At 72.6% G+C, this 19,009-nt stretch carries 21 protein-coding genes; 18 read left to right on the top strand and 3 right to left on the bottom strand.

Annotated features, from left to right (window positions below):
• Positions 1 to 30 precede the first annotated feature (30 nt).
• The 11 genes from JOE61_RS01740 (at position 31) to JOE61_RS01690 (ending at position 11,169) form a co-directional block, all read left to right on the top strand.
• A complete protein-coding gene (locus tag JOE61_RS01740; RefSeq protein WP_193669334.1) occupies positions 31 to 657 on the top strand; it encodes an AmiS/UreI family transporter in 627 nt (208 codons plus the stop codon).
• 33 nt (positions 658 to 690) lie between these two features.
• A complete protein-coding gene (fmdA, locus tag JOE61_RS01735; protein ID WP_193669335.1) occupies positions 691 to 1,944 on the top strand; it encodes a formamidase in 1,254 nt (417 codons plus the stop codon).
• An 84-nt stretch (positions 1,945 to 2,028) separates the two neighbouring features.
• Positions 2,029 to 2,460, top strand: a complete 432-nt coding sequence (locus JOE61_RS01730; protein ID WP_193669336.1) for a VOC family protein — start codon at positions 2,029 to 2,031, stop codon at positions 2,458 to 2,460.
• 52 nt (positions 2,461 to 2,512) lie between these two features.
• The gene (locus JOE61_RS01725; RefSeq protein WP_193669337.1) at positions 2,513 to 3,292 is read left to right on the top strand and encodes an alpha/beta fold hydrolase; all 780 of its coding nucleotides are present in this window, start codon (positions 2,513 to 2,515) and stop codon (positions 3,290 to 3,292) included.
• Positions 3,293 to 3,423: 131 nt separating this feature from the next.
• Positions 3,424 to 5,415: a threonine--tRNA ligase gene (gene thrS, locus JOE61_RS01720; RefSeq protein WP_193669338.1), complete on the top strand. Its 1,992-nt coding sequence runs from the start codon at positions 3,424 to 3,426 to the stop codon at positions 5,413 to 5,415.
• Positions 5,416 to 5,419: 4 nt separating this feature from the next.
• Positions 5,420 to 6,412 (top strand): glycoside hydrolase family 25 domain-containing protein, encoded by a 993-nt coding sequence (locus tag JOE61_RS01715; RefSeq protein WP_307822756.1) that lies wholly within the window; start codon positions 5,420 to 5,422, stop codon positions 6,410 to 6,412.
• 75 nt (positions 6,413 to 6,487) lie between these two features.
• Positions 6,488 to 7,465, top strand: a complete 978-nt coding sequence (locus JOE61_RS01710; protein ID WP_193669339.1) for an AurF N-oxygenase family protein — start codon at positions 6,488 to 6,490, stop codon at positions 7,463 to 7,465.
• Between the two features lie 12 nt (positions 7,466 to 7,477).
• Entirely contained in the window at positions 7,478 to 9,250 is a 1,773-nt protein-coding gene (locus tag JOE61_RS01705; protein ID WP_193669340.1) for an FAD-dependent oxidoreductase, read from the top strand.
• Positions 9,154 to 9,873, top strand: a complete 720-nt coding sequence (locus JOE61_RS01700; RefSeq protein ID WP_193669341.1) for a TetR/AcrR family transcriptional regulator — start codon at positions 9,154 to 9,156, stop codon at positions 9,871 to 9,873. The genes JOE61_RS01705 and JOE61_RS01700 overlap by 97 nt, the downstream gene beginning before the upstream one ends.
• A gap of 117 nt (positions 9,874 to 9,990) precedes the next feature.
• On the top strand, positions 9,991 to 10,605 hold the full coding sequence (locus JOE61_RS01695; RefSeq protein ID WP_193669342.1) for a putative quinol monooxygenase: 615 nt from the start codon (positions 9,991 to 9,993) through the stop codon (positions 10,603 to 10,605).
• A gap of 24 nt (positions 10,606 to 10,629) precedes the next feature.
• Positions 10,630 to 11,169 carry an HIT family protein gene (locus JOE61_RS01690; RefSeq protein ID WP_307822755.1) on the top strand — a complete coding sequence of 180 codons (540 nt, stop codon included), beginning with the start codon at positions 10,630 to 10,632 and terminating at the stop codon, positions 11,167 to 11,169.
• 7 nt (positions 11,170 to 11,176) lie between these two features.
• On the opposite strand, the gene JOE61_RS01685 is transcribed toward JOE61_RS01690, so the two are convergent.
• Together JOE61_RS01685 and JOE61_RS01680 are read right to left on the bottom strand one after the other, a co-directional pair.
• Positions 11,177 to 12,307: a N(5)-(carboxyethyl)ornithine synthase gene (locus JOE61_RS01685; protein ID WP_307822754.1), complete on the bottom strand. Its 1,131-nt coding sequence runs from the start codon at positions 12,305 to 12,307 to the stop codon at positions 11,177 to 11,179.
• Between the two features lie 32 nt (positions 12,308 to 12,339).
• On the bottom strand, positions 12,340 to 12,477 hold the full coding sequence (locus JOE61_RS01680; RefSeq protein WP_193669344.1) for a hypothetical protein: 138 nt from the start codon (positions 12,475 to 12,477) through the stop codon (positions 12,340 to 12,342).
• A gap of 108 nt (positions 12,478 to 12,585) precedes the next feature.
• Here JOE61_RS01680 and pgsA point away from each other — a divergent pair, with 108 nt between their 5' ends.
• Together pgsA and pdxS are read left to right on the top strand one after the other, a co-directional pair.
• Positions 12,586 to 13,242 carry a phosphatidylinositol phosphate synthase gene (gene pgsA, locus JOE61_RS01675; protein WP_193669345.1) on the top strand — a complete coding sequence of 219 codons (657 nt, stop codon included), beginning with the start codon at positions 12,586 to 12,588 and terminating at the stop codon, positions 13,240 to 13,242.
• A 21-nt stretch (positions 13,243 to 13,263) separates the two neighbouring features.
• Positions 13,264 to 14,181, top strand: coding sequence for a pyridoxal 5'-phosphate synthase lyase subunit PdxS (gene pdxS, locus JOE61_RS01670; RefSeq protein ID WP_193669346.1), 918 nt, complete (start codon positions 13,264 to 13,266; stop codon positions 14,179 to 14,181).
• 153 nt (positions 14,182 to 14,334) lie between these two features.
• Here the strand turns inward: pdxS and JOE61_RS01665 are convergent, their stop codons facing one another.
• Positions 14,335 to 15,123: a hypothetical protein gene (locus tag JOE61_RS01665; RefSeq protein WP_193669347.1), complete on the bottom strand. Its 789-nt coding sequence runs from the start codon at positions 15,121 to 15,123 to the stop codon at positions 14,335 to 14,337.
• Positions 15,124 to 15,179: 56 nt separating this feature from the next.
• On the opposite strand from JOE61_RS01665, the gene pdxT reads away from it, so the two are divergent.
• The 5 genes from pdxT (at position 15,180) to ruvB (ending at position 18,955) form a co-directional block, all read left to right on the top strand.
• The gene (gene pdxT, locus JOE61_RS01660) at positions 15,180 to 15,818 is read left to right on the top strand and encodes a pyridoxal 5'-phosphate synthase glutaminase subunit PdxT (protein ID WP_193669348.1); all 639 of its coding nucleotides are present in this window, start codon (positions 15,180 to 15,182) and stop codon (positions 15,816 to 15,818) included.
• A gap of 12 nt (positions 15,819 to 15,830) precedes the next feature.
• Complete coding sequence (locus tag JOE61_RS01655) at positions 15,831 to 16,604, top strand: YebC/PmpR family DNA-binding transcriptional regulator (RefSeq protein WP_193669349.1); 774 nt, start codon at positions 15,831 to 15,833, stop codon at positions 16,602 to 16,604.
• A 99-nt stretch (positions 16,605 to 16,703) separates the two neighbouring features.
• Entirely contained in the window at positions 16,704 to 17,261 is a 558-nt protein-coding gene (gene ruvC, locus JOE61_RS01650; RefSeq protein ID WP_227491860.1) for a crossover junction endodeoxyribonuclease RuvC, read from the top strand.
• A complete protein-coding gene (gene ruvA / locus JOE61_RS01645) occupies positions 17,258 to 17,869 on the top strand; it encodes a Holliday junction branch migration protein RuvA (protein ID WP_193669351.1) in 612 nt (203 codons plus the stop codon). The genes ruvC and ruvA overlap by 4 nt, the downstream gene beginning before the upstream one ends.
• 54 nt (positions 17,870 to 17,923) lie before the next feature.
• A complete protein-coding gene (ruvB, locus tag JOE61_RS01640; RefSeq protein WP_227491862.1) occupies positions 17,924 to 18,955 on the top strand; it encodes a Holliday junction branch migration DNA helicase RuvB in 1,032 nt (343 codons plus the stop codon).
• The last annotated feature ends 54 nt before the right edge of the window (positions 18,956 to 19,009 follow it).

Below are 19,009 nucleotides of genomic sequence, written 5' to 3'. Positions count from 1 at the left end.
GAACCGCTGACCGAGAAGGAGGTGGCGACCATGGCGATGGTCGGACTGCTCTACGTGGGTGCCGTGCTCTTCCTCAACGGGCTGATGCTCCTCGGCTACGTCGAGGCGAGGTCCGCGGGCCCGCTCAACATCTTCGTCGGGCTGCTGCAGGTGGTCACGCCGTCGTACCTGATCTTCACCGCGGGCGGTGACGCCGACGTCATCCTCAGCGCGTCCGGGCTCTACCTCTTCGGCTTCACCTACCTCTACGTGGCCTTCAACGTGCTCGGCGGATTCGACGGCACCGGCCTGGGCTACTTCTCGCTCTTCGTGGCCATCTGTGCGCTGGTCTACGCCGGGCTGAACTTCGGCCGCCTCGACGACAGCGCCTTCGGCGTCATCTGGCTCTGCTGGGCGTTCCTGTGGCTGCTGTTCTTCCTGGTCCTCGGTCTCGGGCGCGAGGAGCTGACCAGGTACACGGGAGCAGTGGCGGCGATCCAGGGCTGGCTGACCGGCGTCATCCCCGCCTTCCTGCTGATGACCGGCAAGTGGGCCGACAACGTCGGCCTCGCCACGGTCGTGCTGGCCGTCGCCGCCGTCGTCCTCTTCGGCGGGCTCTACCCGCGCCTGCGCGAGCACGAGACCCCAGCCGCCGAGACCGCGGGATCGACCCGCTGAGCCCGTCCACCCCACATCGAGAGAGGTCCCGACATGCCGCAGACAGTTTTCCCGCTCGACTCCACCAAGCGCTTCACCGACCAGCAGCTGCTGGGCCACAACCGCTGGCACCCCGACATCCCCGCCGCCGTGCACGTCAAGCCGGGCGACTCCTTCCGCGTCGACTGCCGCGAGTGGTTCGACGGCGCCATCCACAACGACGACTCCGCCGACGACATCCGTGACGCCCCGCTCTCGACCGTGCACGTGCTCAGCGGCCCGTTCGCGGTCGAGGGCGCCAAGCCGGGCGACCTGCTCGTGGTCGACATCCTCGACGTGGGGCCGATCCCGCAGGAGGACTCCGGCCCGCTCGCCGGGCAGGGCTGGGGCTACACCGGCATCTTCGCCCAGCAGAACGGCGGCGGCTTCCTGACCGAGCAGTTCCCCGACGCCTACAAGGTGATCTGGGACTTCACCGGCGGCACCGCGACCTCGCGGCACGTGCCCCACGTGGCCTTCACCGGCATCGTGCACCCCGGCCTGATGGGCACCGCACCCTCGGCCGAGCTGCTCTCGCGGTGGAACAGCCGCGAGGGCGCGCTGATCGCCCAGGACCCCGATCGCGTGCCGCCGCTGGCGCTTCCGCCGCTGCCGGAGGACGCCATCCTCGGCGGCCTCGAGGGCGAGGCCTTCGACCGGGCCGCGGCCGAGGCCGCGCGCACGGCGCCGCCGCGGGAGAACGGTGGCAACCAGGACATCAAGAACTTCACCAAGGGGACCCGCGTCTTCTACCCCGTGTACGTCGACGGGGCCAACCTGTCGATGGGCGACCTGCACTTCAGCCAGGGCGACGGCGAGATCACCTTCTGCGGTGCCATCGAGATGGGCGGTTTCATCGACCTGCGCGTCGATCTCATCAAGAACGGCATGGAGACCTACGGGGTGGGGGAGAACGCCATCTTCATGCCCGGCAACGTGGACCCGCAGTACAGCCAGTGGCTGGCCTTCTCGGGCACGTCGGTCACCCTCGACGGCACCCAGCGCTACCTCGACTCGCACCTGTCCTACCAGCGGGCCTGCCTGCACGCCATCGACTACCTGACGAGCTTCGGGTACTCACCGGAGCAGGCCTACATGATCCTCGGCGCCGCACCGATCGAGGGTCGGCTCTCGGGTGTCGTCGACATCCCGAACTCCTGCTCGACGGTCTACCTGCCCACCGCGATCTTCGACTTCGACGTGGCTCCCGGCCCCGGCGGACCCACGAGGATCGACCCCGGCATGGGTGTCCCGAGGTCCTCCTTCTGACCCCGGCACCCCGGCACCCCGGCTCCCCGGCAGGAGGCGGGCGGCGGCGTTGACGGGCCGGGAGCCCCGGTCGACGATGGAGAGATGACCGACGACTGGCAGCTCCCCACCGTCCCCGCCGCCGACGCCTCCCTGCCGGGCTCCCTCGAGCTGGGCGCCTTCTCGGTCTCCCTGGCGGTGGCAGACCTCGACGCCTCGCGCGCCTTCTACGAGGGGCTCGGCTTCGAGGTGACCGGGGGAGACCCGGCGCACGACTACCTGATCCTGAAGAACGGCGAGACGACGATCGGGCCGTTCCACGGCATGTTCGAGCGCAACATCCTCACCTTCAACCCGGGGCTGACGAACCGGATGGAGCGCCTGGAGTCCTTCACCGACGTACGCCGCGTCCAGCAGCACGCCGACGAGACCGGCCTGGCCGTGGCCGACCGCGCCGACGCCGGCACCACCGGGCCGGCCTCGATCATGCTCACCGACCCCGACGGCAACCCGGTGCTGGTCGACCAGTTCTTCTGATCGGCTCACGGAGGTCGCCGAGAGGTCATCACCCGTTGTCTACGGTGAGACGATGACGTTGCACCACGTACGGCGCGGCACGGGCGCGCCGCTGCTCCTCGTCCACGGTCTCGGTGCGGGCTGGCGCTCGTGGGCGCCGATCATCGACGGGTTGGCTGCCGAGCGCGAGGTGGTCGCGGTCGACCTGCCCGGCTTCGGGCAGAGCGCACCCCTCGCCGAGCTGTCCATCGCCTCGCTCGCCGACGCCGTCGCCGACTTCATCGAGGAGCAGGGTCTCGGCGGGGTCGCCACGGCCGGCCAGTCGATGGGGGCGCGGATCGTCCTCGAGCTGGCCCGGCGCGGCGTCGGGGGCGACACGGTGGCCCTCGACCCGGGCGGTTTCTGGACCGACCACGAGCTGGCGCTCTTCGGTGCCACGCTGCGGCCCTCCATCGCCCTGGTCCGCCTCCTGCGCGGGGCGCTGCCGTCCCTGCTCGCCACCCGGGCCGGCCGGACCGCCCTCCTGGCGCAGCTCTCGGCCTGCCCCTGGGCGCTGGACGCCGACACGGTGCTGCCCGACGTCCTGGGGCTGGCCGACGCCCCGGCGACCGACGCGGCCATGGACGCCCTCACCAAGGGACCCAAGCAGAAGGGCGCGCCTGCGGGGACCGTGCCGGGCCGGGTCACGATCGGCTGGGGACGGCGCGACCGGGTCACCCTGCCCCGCCAGGCCGAGCGTGCCGCTCGCGCCTACCCCGACGCCGAGCTGCACTGGTTCGAGAAGTGCGGGCACTTCCCTCAGTGGGACGCCCCCGACGAGGCGGTCCGGCTGATCCTCGACCGCACCTCCTGAGGGTCCCGGCTCAGCGCGCCCGCGCCCTCGCGCTGGGAACGGTCGCAGAAACCGATGCGTCGATCGCCTCCCGCGCTGGATACGATCGCGGCGTCAGCCCCCTCCGGGCCCCACCACGAACGGAGCACCCTGTGTCCGACCTCAAGATCACCCTCGTCCACGCCGGTGAGCGTGAGGTGCGGGAGGTCACGACGGGCACCAAGGCTTGGGAGCTCTTCGCCGACGACCCGGCCGTGGTCGTGGCCCGCGTGGGCGGCGAGCTCAAGGACCTGGCCCACGAGCTGTCCGACGGCGACGAGGTCGAGGGCGTGCTCATCGACAGCCCCGACGGTCGCGACGTGCTGCGCCACTCCACCGCGCACGTGCTGGCCCAGGCCGTCCAGGACCTCTTCCCCCAGGCCCGGCTGGGCATCGGCCCGCCGGTCGTCGACGGGTTCTACTACGACTTCGACGTCGAGACCCCCTTCGTGCCCGAGGACCTGGCCAAGATCGAGACGCGGATGCGCAAGATCATCAAGGAGGGCCAGAAGTTCTCCCGCCGCGTCACCACCGACGCCGACGCCCTCGCCGAGCTGGCCGAGGAGCCCTACAAGGTCGAGCTCATCGGGCTCAAGGGCTCGGGCAACGCCGAGGACGCCGCCGAGGGCGCCTCCGCGGAGGTCGGCGCCGGCGAGCTGACGATCTACGACAACCTCGACCGCAAGGGCGAGACCGCCTGGTCCGACCTGTGCCGCGGCCCGCACCTGCCCACCACCAAGCGGATCCCGGCGTTCAAGCTGATGCGCTCGGCGGCGGCGTACTGGCGCGGCGACGAGAAGAACAAGCAGCTGCAGCGCATCTACGGCACCGCCTGGGAGTCCAAGGAGGCGCTCGAGGAGCACCTGCACCGCATCGAGGAGGCCGAGCGCCGCGACCACCGCAAGCTCGGGCGCGACCTCGACCTGTTCAGCTTCCCTGACGAGATCGGCTCCGGCCTGCCCGTCTTCCACCCCAAGGGCGGGGTGATCAAGCGGGAGATGGAGGACTACGTCCGCCGTCGCCACATCGAGGAGGGCTTCGAGTACGTCGGCACCCCGCACATCGCCAAGGAGGGGCTCTTCCACACCTCCGGGCACCTGCCCTACTACGGCGAGGGCATGTTCCCCGCGCTCGACGTCGACGGCATGGACTACCGCCTCAAGGCGATGAACTGCCCGATGCACAACCTGATCTACCGCTCGCGGCAGCGCTCCTACCGCGAGCTGCCGCTGCGCCTCTTCGAGTTCGGCAGCGTCTACCGCCACGAGAAGTCCGGCGTCGTGCACGGCCTGACCCGGGTGCGCGGCTTCGCCCAGGACGACTCGCACTCCTACGTCACCGCCGAGCAGGCGCCCGACGAGATCCGCCACCTGCTCGACTTCGTGCTCGGGCTGCTGCGCGACTTCGGCCTCGACGACTTCTACCTCGAGCTGTCGACCCGCGACGCCTCCAAGGACAAGTTCATCGGCTCCGACGAGGACTGGGAGGTCGCGACCAAGGTGCTCGAGGACGTCTGCGTCGGCACCGGCCTCGAGCTGGTGCCCGACCCGGGCGGCGCGGCCTACTACGGCCCCAAGGTCTCCGTGCAGGCCCGCGACGCCATCGGCCGCACCTGGCAGATGTCGACGATCCAGTACGACTTCAACCAGCCCTCGCCCGAGCGTTTCGCCCTCGAGTACGTCGCCCCCGACGGCAGCCGCCAGCAGCCGGTGATGATCCACTCGGCCAAGTTCGGCTCCATCGAGCGGTTCATGGGCGTGCTGGTCGAGCACTACGCCGGCGCCTTTCCCCCGTGGCTGGCCCCGGTGCAGGTGCAGGCGATCCCGATCGCCGAGCGGCACGCCGACTACCTGTACGACGTGGCGCGGCAGATGAAGCCGCTGGGCCTGCGCGTCGAGGTCGACGACTCCGACGACCGGATGCAGAAGAAGATCCGCAACGCCCAGCTGCAGAAGGTGCCGTTCATGATGATCGCCGGCGACGACGACATCGCCGCCGGCGCCGTCTCGTTCCGCTACCGCGACGGGCGCCAGGACAACGGGGTGCCGCTCGCGGAGGCCGTCGAGCGGGTGCGCGCCGCGGTGGAGTCGCGCGAGCAGGTCTGAGCCGGTGAGGCGCGCGCCCCGCACGGCGGCGGGTCTGGTCCCGGGCTCGGTCCTGGTGCTGGTCCTGGCCGGCTGCGGGGGCGGCGCCGAGCCGCCGGCCGGCCCCGCGTCGCAGGAGCGGTCGCCGGGGACCGGGCGCACCGAGGCGCTGACCGTGCCGCAGGTGCCCGACGACCTGGAGGAGCGGGCCGAGCGCGCCGCCATGTCCGACCTGGCCGCGCTCGCCGAGCAGAAGGCCGCCGAGCTGCCCCAGGGCCTGCGCGCCCCCGTCGAGGGCGGCGACGTCAGCTGGCCGCAGTGCCCGCGCGGGCAGGGCATCCCCGAGCGCCGCACCCTGGGGCTGCCGATGCCCCTCGACTCGGCGCGGTTCGTGGTGATGGGGCTGACCAACGGCCCGGCCTTCTTCCCCAACCCGTGCCTGGCCGAGCAGGTCACCTGGGTGCGGGAGCGCGGTCTGCTGGCCGGCGCCTACGCCGTGGCCAGCTACCCCGACCCCGCGACGCTCGCCGAGCTGGGGGAGCGGGGCCCCTACGACACCGACGACCCGGGTGACCCGTACGCCGCGCAGCGCAACGTCGGCTACCAGCAGGCGCTCTTCGACATCACCGTGATGCGCGACGCCGGCCTGCCCGCACCGCTCATCTGGATCGACGTCGAGCCGGTGCGCGACTGGGAGTGGTCGGGGGACCTCGAGGCCAACGCCGCCGTCGTAGAGGGGCTGCGCGACGGGCTCGTCGACAAGGGCTACCGGGTCGGCATCTACTCCACGGCCTACCTGTGGAGCCAGGCGGTCGGTGACCTGAGCCTGGGCGACGTGCCCGAGTGGCGTGCCGCCGGGCCGACCTCGCGCGCCGAGGCGCTGCGCCGCTGCGGGGCGTCGTACGTCGTGCAGGGCGGCAGCGCCGCGATGGGCCAGTGGGTCCAGGACGACCGCGACCTCAACGTGACCTGCCCCGGCACCGACGCCGAGGCACCGGGGTGGTTCCACCGGTTCTGAGCCTCGACACCGATGGTGCGACACGATGTCGCGCTAACTATTTACACCGACACGGTGTCTCACTAACCTCGGAGCATGACCGTTCTTCGAAGCGACGCCGCACCCACCTACGAGCAGCGGCTGCACACCCTCTCCGAGGCCTCGGTGCACCAGCACTTCGACGCCTTCCTCGACATCGACTGGGACGCCCCCGAGAACGCCGTCGACCCCAACGACCCGCGCTGGGTGCTGCCCACCCACGACGTCATGGGACGCACCGAGTGGTACCGCTCGCTGCCCCTGGACCACCAGGTCCGGATCGGGCTCTACCACCAGGCCCGGATCACCAAGGTCGGCCTGCAGTTCGAGCAGATCCTGATCAGCGGCCTGATGAACTACGCCTTCAGCCGCCCCAACGGCTCCGCCGAGTTCCGCTACGCCACCCACGAGGCGACCGAGGAGTGCCACCACACGCAGATGTTCCAGGAGTTCGTGAACCGCACCGGCGTCGACGCCCGCGGCGGCTCCTGGTTCTTCCGGGGCATGGCTCCCTTCCTCCCGCTCGCCGCCCGCTGGGTGCCCTTCGGGTTCTTCTTCGGCGTCCTCGCCGGCGAGGAGCCGATCGACCACGTGCAGAAGTCGGTGCTGCGCGCCGGGGACGACATGCACCCGCTGCTGCGCCGGATCATGCAGATCCACGTGGCCGAGGAGGCCCGCCACATCGGCTTCGCCCACCAGTACCTCCAGCACAACGCCGAGCGTCTCTCCCGCGTGGAGCGCGGCGTCATCTCGGTGGCGGTGCCGCTGCTGATGAAGTGGCTGTGCAACGAGATCCTGGTGCCGAGCCGGCGCGTGCGGCGCGAGCTCGCGATCCCCGAGGCCGTGGCGGCAGAGGTCTACTGGGACTCCCCGGAGTCGCAGAAGTTCCTGCGCGACCTCTTCGGCGACGTGCGGATGCTGGCCGACGAGACCGGCATGCGCCGCAACCGCGTGGCCCGCTGGCTGTGGCGCCGCACGGGCATCGACGGCCGCCCCTCCCGCTTCCGCGGCGAGCCCGCCTCCGCCGCGGCCTGAGTCGAGCGTCGCGTGCCCTACGTCGTCACCCGGTCCTGCTGCGCCGACGCCTCGTGCGTGGTGGCCTGCCCGGTCAACTGCATCCACCCCGCGCCCGGGGACCCCGGGTTCGCCACCGCCGAGATGCTCTACGTCGACCCCGACGGCTGCGTCGACTGCGGCGCCTGCGCCACGGCCTGCCCCGTCGACGCGATCAAGCCGCACACCGCGCTGGCCGAGGACGAGCTGGCCTACCTCGACATCAACGCCGGGTACTACGACGTCTTCCCGCACCGGGACCGCACCCCCGTCGCGGTCGTGCCGCCGCAGCGCCGGCTGCGCGACCCGCGCCCGGTGCGGGTCGCGGTGGTCGGCGCCGGCCCCGCCGGCCTGTACGCCGCCGACGAGCTGCTCAAGCACCCCGAGGTCACCGTCGACGTCCTCGACCGGCTGCCCACCCCCCACGGCCTCGTGCGCGCGGGCGTGGCCCCCGACCACCAGGACACCAAGCGCGCCCAGGAGCTCTTCGCGCGCATCGAGGCCGAGCGCGGCTTCGGCTACCTGCTGGGGGTCGAGGTCGGTCGCGACGTCACCGCCGCCGAGCTGCAGGAGCGCTACGACGCGGTGGTGTGGAGCACCGGCGCGGCCAGCGACCGCGAGCTGGGCCTGCCCGGCGAGCAGCTCGCCGGCTCGCTGTCGGCCACGGCGCTGGTCGGCTGGTACAACGCCCACCCCGACCACCGGGACCTGCCGGTGGACCTCTCCGAGGCGGCCACCCGCGGACGCGCCGTGGTCGTCGGCACCGGCAACGTCGCCCTCGACGTGGCCCGGGTGCTCACCGCCGACCCCGACGAGCTGCGGCCCACCGACATCGCCGCGCCGGCCTGGGTCGAGCTGGCCGGCAGCGGGGTGCGCGAGGTCGTGGTGCTGGGGCGCCGCGGCGCCGCCCACGCGGCGTACACGCTGCCCGAGCTGCTGGGCCTGGCCGCGCTCGCCGAGGGCGGGCGGCTCAACGTGGTCGTCGACGACGGTGGCGCCGGGCTGGGCGACGACCGGCGCGCCGAGGTGCTGGCGCGGCTGGCCGCCCGACCGGTCGACCCCGCGCTGCGCACCGTGGTGCTGCGCTTCTGCGCGGCCCCGCTGCGGCTGCTGGGCCAGGGCAGGGTCAGCGGGCTCGAGGTGCGGCGCACCGACGCCGAGGGCCGTCCCGCCGGCGGCACCGAGGTGGTCGAGACGGGGCTGGTGCTGCGCTCGATCGGCTACCGCTCGCTGCCCGTGCCCGGGCTGCCCTTCGACACCGCCAGTGCCACGGTGCCCCACGACCGCGGCCGGGTGGAGCCGGGCACCTACGTCGCCGGCTGGCTCAAGCGCGGCCCCACGGGCTTCATCGGCACCAACAAGACCTGCGCCGCCGAGACCGTCGAGTCGCTGCTCGACGACCTCGACGCCGGGCTGGTCGCCCCGCCCGTCCGGGCGGCCGGGGGCCCCGACGACCTGCGCGCGCTGCTCGCGCGACGTGGTGTGAGCGTCCTCGACCGCGACGACTGGCGTGCCATCGACGCCGAGGAGCGCCGGCGCGGCCAGGTCGCGGGCAGCGTGCGCGCCAAGATCGCCGACCCCGACGAGATGGTGCGCGTCGCCCGGCTCGCCCGTGTGGGCGGCGGGTACGATCCGGCCCGGGAGATGCTGGACGGCGAAGGGGGAGCACGGTGGCGGGCGACCCGACGCCGCGCCCGGACGGCCGCCAGGCCCGCTGGGACCGGCACAACCAGGAGCGTCGCCAGCGCATCCTCGACGCAGCGCTGAGCGTCGTCGAGGAGGGCGAGCCCGGTGCCGAGGTGCACGTCCAGCAGATCGCCGACCGCGCCGGCCTGAGCCGCACCGTCGTCTACCGGCACTTCGCCGACCGCGCCGACCTCGACCGGGCCGTGCAGGCCGAGATCGTCGACGCCCTCTACGCCGAGCTGCTGCCCGAGGTCACCCTCGAGGGCACGATCCCGCAGATCGTCGAGCGGATCGTGGCCACCTACGTCGGCTGGGCGGTCGCCCACCCGGCCCTGCACCGCCTCGCCGAGCAGGACTCCTCCACCAGCGGTCCCGGGCCGCTGCAGCACGGCATCGAGCGGATCGCGCTGGCGGTGGCCGAGCTGATCACCACCGCGTTCGACCTGCTCGAGGTCGAGCTCGGCGAGGACGAGCGGGCCTCGGTCGACCCGCTGGTCTTCGGGCTCGTCGGCGCCGTGTTCAGCGCCGTACGCCGCTGGACGTCGCGGCCCGACCGGGTGCCCCCGGCGCCCGTGATCGTCTCCCTGGTCACCGACTCGGTGTGGTACCTGCTGCAGGGCCACGCCCGCACCCTCGGGGTGCCGCTCGAGCGCGACGAGCCGGTCGAGGTGCTGCTCGCGCGCTCCCGCTCGACCGCCGGCTGAGCGGCCCGGATCCCCACAACGGGGCATCCCCTCGGTCTTGCCGAGGGCCGGGGCGGCGAGGAGAGTCGAGAGGTGGCGTGCCACCCGGGTGCGCCCGTGGACGACAAGGAGCTCGTCATGCACGCACGTTCCACCACCATCACCGGAGACCCCGGCGCGGTCGACGCGGCGGTCGCGTTCGTCCGCGACGAGGTGATGCCCTCGCTGACCGCGATGGACGGCTGCCTGGGCCTGTCTCTCGTGGCCGACCGGGAGCTGGGCCGGATCATCGCCACCAGCTCGTGGCGCGACGAGGAGGCGATGCACGCCGCCGACCAGCACCTCGGGCCGATGCGCGCCGAGGGCGGCAAGATCCTCGGCGGCAGCCCGCAGGTCGAGGAGTGGGAGGTGGCGGTGATGCACCGCGACCACGCCACCCACGAGGGCAGCTGCTGCCGGATCACCTGGGCCCGCACCGACGACGTCGAGCAGATGGCCAGGACCTGGCGCGAGCGGATCCTCCCGGGCGTGGAGCAGTTCCAGGGCTTCTGCAGCGCCAGCCTGCTCGTCGACCGCTCCACCGGCCGCGGCTGCGCGACGGTGGTCTTCGACGACCACCGCGCCCTGGAGGCCACCCGCGACCAGGCGGCGGCGATGCGGCGGCGCGCCACCGACGAGATGGGGCTCGAGATCCTGGCCGTCGGCGAGCTCGACCTCGAGATCGCCCACCTGAGGCTGCCCGAGCTGGTCTGAGCGGGCGCTCCTAGGATCGGTGGGGTGAGTGACGAGACGCTGCACCAGGACGGCATCGGCCATCCCGACGACCTCGACCGGCTGTGGACGCCACACCGGATGGCCTACATCCGCGGTGAGAACAAGCCGGCCGACGGCTCGTCGGGGGAGTGCCCCTTCTGCCGGGTGCCACGCCTCGACGACGCCGAGGGGCTGGTGGTGCACCGCGGCGAGCTGGCCTTCGTGCTGCTCAACCTCTACCCCTACGCGCCCGGGCACCTGATGGTCTGCCCCTACCGCCACGTCGCCGACTACACCGAGACCACCGACGAGGAGGCCGCCGAGATCGCCGACCTGACCCGGGCCGCGATGCGCACCGTGCGCGCCACCTCGGGCGCAGGCGGCTTCAACATCGGGATGAACCAGGGCCACATCGCCGGCGCCGGCATCGCCGCCCACCTGCACCAGCACGTCGTACCGCGCTGGCCGGGCGACCAGAACTTCATGCCCATCATCGGGCGCACCAAGACGTTGCCCGAGCTGCTCGACCAGACCCGTGACCTGCTGGCGCAGGCCTGGGCCTGAGAACTCCTCAGGCTCCCGTCGAGGTGCCCACCAGGTGCGGGTGTTCGCTCGTCCGGCCCTGGAAGGCCAGGATCGCCGGGTTCACCACGCGCCCCTCGCGCACCTCGATGGCGCGGGAGATCGTCTCGTCGGCGTCCCAGCCACCCGGCCCGGAGAGCACCGTGCGCAGGAACGGTGACAGCGCCTGGCTGTTCTCCCACGTCGCCGACTCCCACAGGTAGGAGGGACTGTGGTCGACCGCGTAGTAGGTGACGTGGTCGCCCACCTCGAACGCCGGGGCGTCGAAGCCCGTCGGGCGAGCCCAGTCGAAGCCCATCGCCTCGTCGCAGGAGACGTCGACGATGACGCTGCCCCGGCGGAACGCACCCAGGTCGCTCTCCCTCAGGTACATCCAGGGCGCCGTGGGGTCCTGCAGGGTGCAGTTGACGATGATGTCGCGCTCGGCGAGGTAGGCCGGAAGGGGCTCGCGCCCCTTCTCGGTGATCACGCTCAGGTGCGGCTCCTGCTCGTCGGGATCGAGGTGGCGGATCAGCACGGAGTGGATGGGGGAGCCGACCGCCGCGACGTCACGACTGGTCAGCACCGTCACGTCGTGCACGCCGAGCGCGTTGAGGGCGGTGACCGCGCCTCGCGCGGTGGCCCCGAACCCGATCACGGTCGCGGTGAGCCGGCGGCCGTAGTCACCCGTCCTGCCCGCCAGCTGCAGCGCATGCATGACCGAGCTGTAGCCCGCGAGCTCGTTGTTCTTGTGGAAGACGTGCAGCCCGACGCCACCTGCGCGCGTCCAGTGGTTCATCGCCTCGAAGGCGATCAGCGTGAGCCCACCGTCGATGGCGGCCTGGGTCAGCGCCGTGTCCTGCACGCAGTGCGGCCAGCCCCACAGCACGCCCCCTGGCCGCAGGGCACGCACGTCGGCGAGCTGGGGCTTGGGCAGCAGCACCACGTCGGAGAGCGCCAGCAGGTCGGCCCGCGGGGCCAGCGCGCCGACGAGTCCGGCGAGCTCGCCGTCGAGGTAGCCGAACCGCTCGCCGTAGCCGGTCTCCAGGGTGATCTGGGCGCGCAGGTCGGCGTCGAGCTGGCCGATCAGGGCGGGATGGAGGGGGAGCCGGTGCTCGTTCTCCTTGGCCGAGGTGGCCACGACCCCCAACGTCAGGAGGGGTGTGGGCCCCGTCATCGTCGCTTGTCGGACGGCTTCACGATCGGGTCGGCGATGGTCGAGGAGGTCTTGTCCCGCTTCTCCGCCCGCTTCTCCTTGATGGACTTGCTGGACTTGGGGGACTTGCCGTGCCGCGGCGACTTGTCGCTCATGCGCGACCTCTCTGATGGCTGGCCTGGATGGCCGGGTCTGTCGACTGTACGCCTGTTCCCCGCACCCGACGCCGCGCCGGGCCGGCGTACCGATAGCCTGCGCCCACCATGTTGGACAGGTTCAAAGGCTTCTGGCAGGGCGTCGTGCTCGCCCCCTTCGTCACGCTCTTCATCAGGTTGGGCATCAGCCCCGACGCGGTGACCCTCGTCGGCACGATCGGCGTCGCCGCGGGAGCGCTGGTCTTCTTCCCCCAGGGCGAGCTGCTGATCGGTGTCCTGTTCATCACCGCCTTCGTCTTCAGCGACCTGGTCGACGGCCAGATGGCCCGCCGACTGGGGCGCTCCTCGAAGTTCGGCGCGTTCTGGGACTCCACCCTCGACCGCATCGGCGACGGCGCCGTCTTCGGCGGCCTGGTGCTCTACTTCGCCGGCCCCGGCGACTCGATGCTCTACCTGTCGCTGTCGCTGTACTGCGTGGTGATGGGCTCGGTGACCTCCTACGCCCGCGCCCGCGCCGAGTCCCTGGGCATGGACGCCAAGGGTGGTCTGGCCGAGCGTGCCGACCGGCTGGTGCTGATCCTGGTGGCCACCGGCCTGGGCGCGATCTTCGGCGTCCCGGTGCTGATGCACGCCGCCTTGTGGATCCTCGCGTTCGCCAACACCGCCACGGTCGTCTACCGCGTCGAGAAGGTCCGCAAGCAGGCCGTCGCGGCCGATGCCGCCGCCGGTGACCAGGGGCCGACGCAGAATCGGTCGGCCGGGTAAACGCCGCGTAGAATCGGGGGCATGACGCAGACGCCCCAGCAGCCCGCCACCGACCAGCCCACGACCGGTACCGACCGGGTCAAGCGGGGCATGGCCGAGATGCTCAAGGGCGGCGTCATCATGGACGTGGTGACCGCCGAGCAGGCGCGCATCGCCGAGGACGCCGGCGCCGTCGCGGTGATGGCCCTCGAGCGGGTCCCCGCCGACATCCGCGCCCAGGGCGGCGTCTCGCGCGCCTCCGACCCCGACATGATCGACTCGATCATCGAGGCCGTCTCGATCCCGGTGATGGCCAAGGCCCGCATCGGCCACTTCGTCGAGGCCCAGGTGCTGCAGAGCCTCGGGGTCGACTACGTCGACGAGTCCGAGGTGCTCACCCCGGCCGACTACGCCAACCACATCGACAAGTGGCAGTTCACGGTGCCGTTCGTCTGCGGCGCCACCAACCTCGGCGAGGCGCTGCGCCGCATCACCGAGGGCGCGGCGATGATCCGCTCGAAGGGCGAGGCCGGCACCGGCGACGTCTCCAACGCCGTCACCCACATGCGCACCATCCTCGGCGAGATCCGCCGCCTCAAGGGCCTGTCGAAGGACGAGCTCTACGTCGCAGCCAAGGAGCTGCAGGCCCCCTACGACCTGGTGGCCGAGGTCGCCGAGCGCGGCAGCCTGCCCGTCGTCCTCTTCACCGCCGGCGGCATCGCCACCCCCGCCGACGCCGCGATGATGATGCAGCTCGGCGCCGACGGCGTCTTCGTGGGCTCGGGCATCTTCAAGTCCGGCAACCCCGCCCAGCGCGCCGAGGCCATCGTCAAGGCCACCACCTTCCACGACGACCCGGCCATGGTCGCCAAGGTCTCCCGCGGCCTGGGCGAGGCGATGGTCGGCCTCAACGTCGACGAGATCCCCGCCCCGCACCGTCTCTCCGAGCGCGGCTGGTGACCCACGCCGACCCGGCCCAGATCTCGCGCTGACCCGGCGCAGATCTCGCGCTGACCCGGCCCGAACTTCGCGTCGACCCGGCGCAGATCGCGCGCCGACCAGTCGATGGTGCGAAATCGACCGGTGGGTGGTGCGAAAGTGACTGCTCGTGCCTCACCTGAGCTCGGGGCAGTCCAGCTGGTCGCGGTCGGCGGCGCCGAGGGCGTCGTAGTCGCCGACCAGGTCGAGCACCCGGCCCCGGGCGTCGAGGTAGGCGCGGAAGTCGTACTGGTCCTGGGCCCACCACAGCTGCGGCTCACCGCCGTCGTCGAGGGTGTACTCGCCGGACGGCTCGCCCATCCGCGCCACGACGTCGCCGCGCTCGGCGCCCACCGCGAGGTCGCACCACTCGCGCACCCAGCGCTGGGGCGCCCCGTCGGTGGCGCCGGGCAGGGGATCGGTGCGGCTCGCGGTGCTCAGCACCCGCCACTGCGCCCGGTGGTAGACCAGCTGCGCGGTCTCGGAGCCTGCGTCGAACCGCGCGGCCACCGTCGCCTTCTCCTCGGTGGCCCGCGTCGTCTCCAGCTCGACCGGGTCGACCTCGCGCAGCGGGTCCTCCCACAGCAGCGCGACGAACCCGGTGCAGGGGTCGCCCAGCTCGGCGCGGTCGAGCAGGATCGCCTCGTAGCGCAGCTCGATCGTCAGCTCGGGCGCGTGCCGCTCGCACGCCGCCGCGGCGTCGCGCGCCCCGAGCGCGTCCAGCCAGGCCAGGTACGCCGCCTGCGGCTCGTCGGCCGCCTGCACCTCCGCCGGGTCCGCGGGCGACCCGGTGGGGTCCACCGAGGCCAGGCTCCGGGGCTCGGCGGCGACCGGCTCGTCGCCGTCGCCGTCGCCGTCGTCGCCGCAGGCGCCGGCTGCCAGCGCGACCACGACCAGGGGCACCGCCAGCCTCGTTGCACGCATGCGACCACTGTGCCACCGGCCGGGAGCGCCCACGCAGCGGTCCCTAGACTCCGCCCGTGCCCTCGCCCCCGCCCGCGCCCGCAGCCCCGCAGCCGACCGTCGGCGTCCTCGCGCTCCAGGGTGACGTGCGCGAGCACGTCGCCGCCCTCGAGCGGCTCGGCTGCGCCACCGTGCGGGTACGCCGCCCCGACGAGCTCGCCGTCTGCGACGCGCTGGTGCTGCCGGGTGGCGAGAGCACCACGATGGCGCGGCTGGCGCGCAGCTTCGGGCTGCTGGAGCCGCTGCGCGAGGCCGTCGCCGGCGGGCTGCCGACCCTGGGCACCTGCGCGGGCATGATCCTGCTCGCCGAGCGCGTCGTCGACGGTGCCGAGGGCCAGGAGACCCTCGGCGGCATCGACATGACGGTGCGCCGCAACGCCTTCGGCCGCCAGGTGGCCTCCTTCGAGGGCGCGGTCACGATGGCCGGTCTCGACGAGCCCGTGCACGGCGTCTTCATCCGCGCACCGTGGGTGGAGGAGGTCGGCCCCGGGGTCGAGGTGCTCGCCCGTGTCGACCACGGCGAGGCCGCGGGTAGGATCGTCGCGGTCCGTGAGGGCCACCTGATGGCGACGTCGTTCCACCCCGAGGTGGGTGGCGACTCCCGGGTCCACCAGCTGCTCGTGGACCTGGTGCGGCCACGCAGCAGAGCCGAGTAGACGGGAAGACGCATGTCTGGACACTCCAAGTGGGCGACCACCAAGCACAAGAAGGCGATCGTCGACGCCAAGCGCGGCAAGATGTTCGCCAAGCTGGTCAAGAACGTCGAGGTCGCGGCCCGGATGGGCGGCGGTGACCCGACGGGCAACCCGACGCTCTACGACGCCATCCAGAAGGCCAAGAAGTCCTCGGTCCCCAACGACAACATCGACCGCGCGGTCAAGCGCGGCTCCGGGGCCGAGACCGGCGGCGCCGACTACCAGACGATCATGTACGAGGGCTACGGCCCCAGCGGCGTGGCGATGCTCATCGAGTGCCTCACCGACAACAAGAACCGGGCCGCCATGGAGGTCCGCACGGCGATGACCCGCAACGGCGGCTCGCTGGCCGACCCGGGCTCGGTCTCGTTCCTCTTCCACCGCAAGGGCGTCGTGGTCGTGGCCAAGGGGCAGGAGGGCCGCACCGTGGCCGAGGACGACCTGCTCGAGGCGACCCTCGACGCGGGCGCCGAGGACGTCAACGACCTGGGGGAGTCCTTCGAGGTCGTCTCCGAGGCCACCGACCTGGTCGGGGTGCGCACCGCGCTGCAGGCCGCCGGCATCGACTACGACTCCGCCGAGGCGCAGTTCGTGCCCGACATGCAGGTCGCGCTCGACAAGGACGGCGCGGCCAAGATGTTCCGCCTCGTCGACATCCTCGAGGACCTCGACGACGTGCAGAACCTCTACGCCAACTTCGACGTCCCCGACGTCGTGCTGGCCGAGCTCGAGGACAGCGAGGACTGAGCGGCCCCGCCGCGTGTCGTACGACGCGCGGACCGGGTGGTCGCGTACCGTCGGCACGTGCGAACAGACGTTCGACGGGAAGGTGGTCCGATGCGCGTGCTGGGGATCGACCCCGGGCTGACCCGCTGCGGGATGGGCGTGGTCGACGGCTCGGTCGGGCGTCCGCTGAGCCTGGTCGACGTCAACGTGCTGCGCACCAGCAGCGACCTGCCGGTCGCCCAACGGCTGGTGACCATCGAGAAGGGCGTCGAGGCCTGGATCGAGGAGCACCGTCCCGACGCGGTCGCGGTCGAGCGGGTCTTCGCCCGCTCCGACGTCTCCACCGTCATGGGCACCGCCCAGGCCAGCGGCATCGCCATGGTGGTGGCCGCCCGGCTGGGCCTGCCGATCGCGCTGCACACCCCGAGCGAGGTCAAGGCGGCCGTCTCCGGCAGCGGCCGGGCCACCAAGCAGCAGGTCGGCGCGATGGTGACGCGCATCCTGCGCCTCGACGCACCGCCCAAGCCCGCCGACGCCGCCGACGCGCTCGCGCTGGCCATCACCCACATCTGGCGCGGGGGAGCGCAGGCGCGCCTCGAGCAGGCCGTGGCCCGCCAGACCCGCGCCGTCCCCAGCCGCGCCGTCCCCACCCGCACGCTTCCCAGGAGGACCCCGTGATCGCCTACGTCCGAGGCCCGGTGGCCGCGGTGACGCTCAACAGCGCGGTGCTGGAGGTGGGCGGCGTCGGCCTCGAGCTGATGTGCACCCCCGGCACCCTGGCCACGCTCTCGCCCAAGATCGGCACCGGCCAGCAGGCCACGCTGCCCACCTCGATGGTGGTGCGGGAGGAGTCGCTGACCCTCTTCGGTTTCCTCGACGACGACGAGAAGGCCTGCTTCGAGCTGCTGCAGACGGCCTCGGGGGTCGGCCCCAAGCTCGCCCAGGCGATGCTCGCCGTCCTGGCGCCCGACGACCTGCGCCGCGCGGTGGGGGCAGAGGACGTCAAGACCCTGACCCGGGTGCCGGGCATCGGCCAGAAGGGCGCCCAGCGGATCATCCTCGAGCTCAAGGACCGCCTCGGCGCTCCCGTCGGCGGGCGCGGGGTCGCCGCCCCGGCCGCCAGCGCGGAGCCCTGGCGCGACCAGGTGCACCAGGGACTCGTCGGGCTCGGCTGGTCGGCCAAGGACGCCGACCGGGCGGTCGACGAGGTGGCGCCGCAGGCCGCGGCGAGCCCCGACGTCGCGACCCTGCTGCGCTCGGCCCTGCGCATGCTCTCGAAGGCCTGATCACCCGTGCACGACGACCCCCACGACGAGTACGCCGCCGCCGAGGAGAGCCACCTGCGCTCGCTGACCGTGGCCGAGGCCGACGGCGACGAGCGCGCCGTCGAGGCCGCCCTGCGCCCGCGCACCCTCGACGAGGTCGTGGGCCAGCAGCGGGTGCGCGACCAGCTCGGGCTGGTCCTCGAGGCCGCCCGGATGCGCGAGCGGGCCCCCGACCACGTGCTGCTCTCGGGCCCTCCCGGTCTGGGCAAGACCACGCTGGCGATGATCATCGCCCACGAGATGAGCGTGCCGCTGCGCCTGACCAGCGGCCCGGCCATCACCCACGCCGGCGACCTCGCGGCGATCCTGTCGGGTCTCAACGAGGGCGACGTGCTCTTCATCGACGAGATCCACCGGATGTCGCGGCCGGCCGAGGAGATGCTCTACATGGCGATGGAGGACTTCCGGGTCGACGTCGTCATCGGCAAGGGCCCCGGCGCCACCGCCATCCCGCTCGAGATCCCGCCGTTCACCCTGGTCGGCGCCACCACCCGTGCCGGGCTGCTCCCCGGTCCGCTGCGCGACCGCTTCGGCTTCACCGCCCAGCTGGAGTTCTACGAGCCCCGCGACCTCGACACGATCGTGCACCGCTCGGCCGGGCTGCTCGGCGTCGACCTGACCAGCGAGGGCTCGGCCCAGATCGCCTCGCGCTCGCGCGGGACCCCGCGCATCGCCAACCGGCTGCTGCGCCGGGTGCGCGACTTCGCGCAGGTGCGCGCCGGCGGGGTGGTCACCCTCGAGGTCGCCGAGGCCGCGCTCGACCTCTACGAGGTCGACGCGCTGGGGCTCGACCGGCTCGACCGCGGCGTCATCGACGTGCTGTGCCGTCGCTTCGGCGGCGGGCCCGTCGGTGTCTCGACCCTCGCGGTCGCCGTGGGGGAGGAGCGCGAGACGGTCGAGGAGGTCGCCGAGCCGTTCCTGGTGCGCATCGGCTTCCTGGCCCGCACCCCGCGGGGACGGGTCGCCACCGCGGCGGCCTGGTCGCACCTGGGGCTCACGCCTCCGGCGGGCGGCGAGGAGACGCTGTTCGGGGTCGAGCCCGACTGAGTCGGCCCCGCGCGCCGCGGCGATGCCGTGGGTCACAGGGGCGCGGCTACACTT

It is taken from the genome of Nocardioides salarius, assembly GCF_016907435.1.
In the GTDB taxonomy this organism is placed as follows: Bacteria; Actinomycetota; Actinomycetes; order Propionibacteriales; family Nocardioidaceae; genus Nocardioides; species Nocardioides salarius.
Note: the sequence above shows the minus strand (reverse complement) of the source record. Positions and strands in the feature narration are given on the sequence as shown.

What these genes read in the sequence shown, in the direction of transcription:
- JOE61_RS01740 (WP_193669334.1), top strand. Translation starts at nt 31, where the DNA reads ATGGCGATGGTCGGACTGCTCTACGTGGGTGCCGTGCTCTTCCTCAAC.
- fmdA (WP_193669335.1), top strand. Translation starts at nt 691, where the DNA reads ATGCCGCAGACAGTTTTCCCGCTCGACTCCACCAAGCGCTTCACCGAC.
- JOE61_RS01730 (WP_193669336.1), top strand. Translation starts at nt 2,029, where the DNA reads ATGACCGACGACTGGCAGCTCCCCACCGTCCCCGCCGCCGACGCCTCC.
- JOE61_RS01725 (WP_193669337.1), top strand. Translation starts at nt 2,513, where the DNA reads ATGACGTTGCACCACGTACGGCGCGGCACGGGCGCGCCGCTGCTCCTC.
- JOE61_RS01710 (WP_193669339.1), top strand. Translation starts at nt 6,488, where the DNA reads ATGACCGTTCTTCGAAGCGACGCCGCACCCACCTACGAGCAGCGGCTG.
- JOE61_RS01695 (WP_193669342.1), top strand. Translation starts at nt 9,991, where the DNA reads ATGCACGCACGTTCCACCACCATCACCGGAGACCCCGGCGCGGTCGAC.
- JOE61_RS01680 (WP_193669344.1), bottom strand. Translation starts at nt 12,477, where the DNA reads ATGAGCGACAAGTCGCCGCGGCACGGCAAGTCCCCCAAGTCCAGCAAG.
- pgsA (WP_193669345.1), top strand. Translation starts at nt 12,586, where the DNA reads ATGTTGGACAGGTTCAAAGGCTTCTGGCAGGGCGTCGTGCTCGCCCCC.
- pdxS (WP_193669346.1), top strand. Translation starts at nt 13,264, where the DNA reads ATGACGCAGACGCCCCAGCAGCCCGCCACCGACCAGCCCACGACCGGT.
- JOE61_RS01665 (WP_193669347.1), bottom strand. Translation starts at nt 15,123, where the DNA reads ATGCGTGCAACGAGGCTGGCGGTGCCCCTGGTCGTGGTCGCGCTGGCA.
- JOE61_RS01655 (WP_193669349.1), top strand. Translation starts at nt 15,831, where the DNA reads ATGTCTGGACACTCCAAGTGGGCGACCACCAAGCACAAGAAGGCGATC.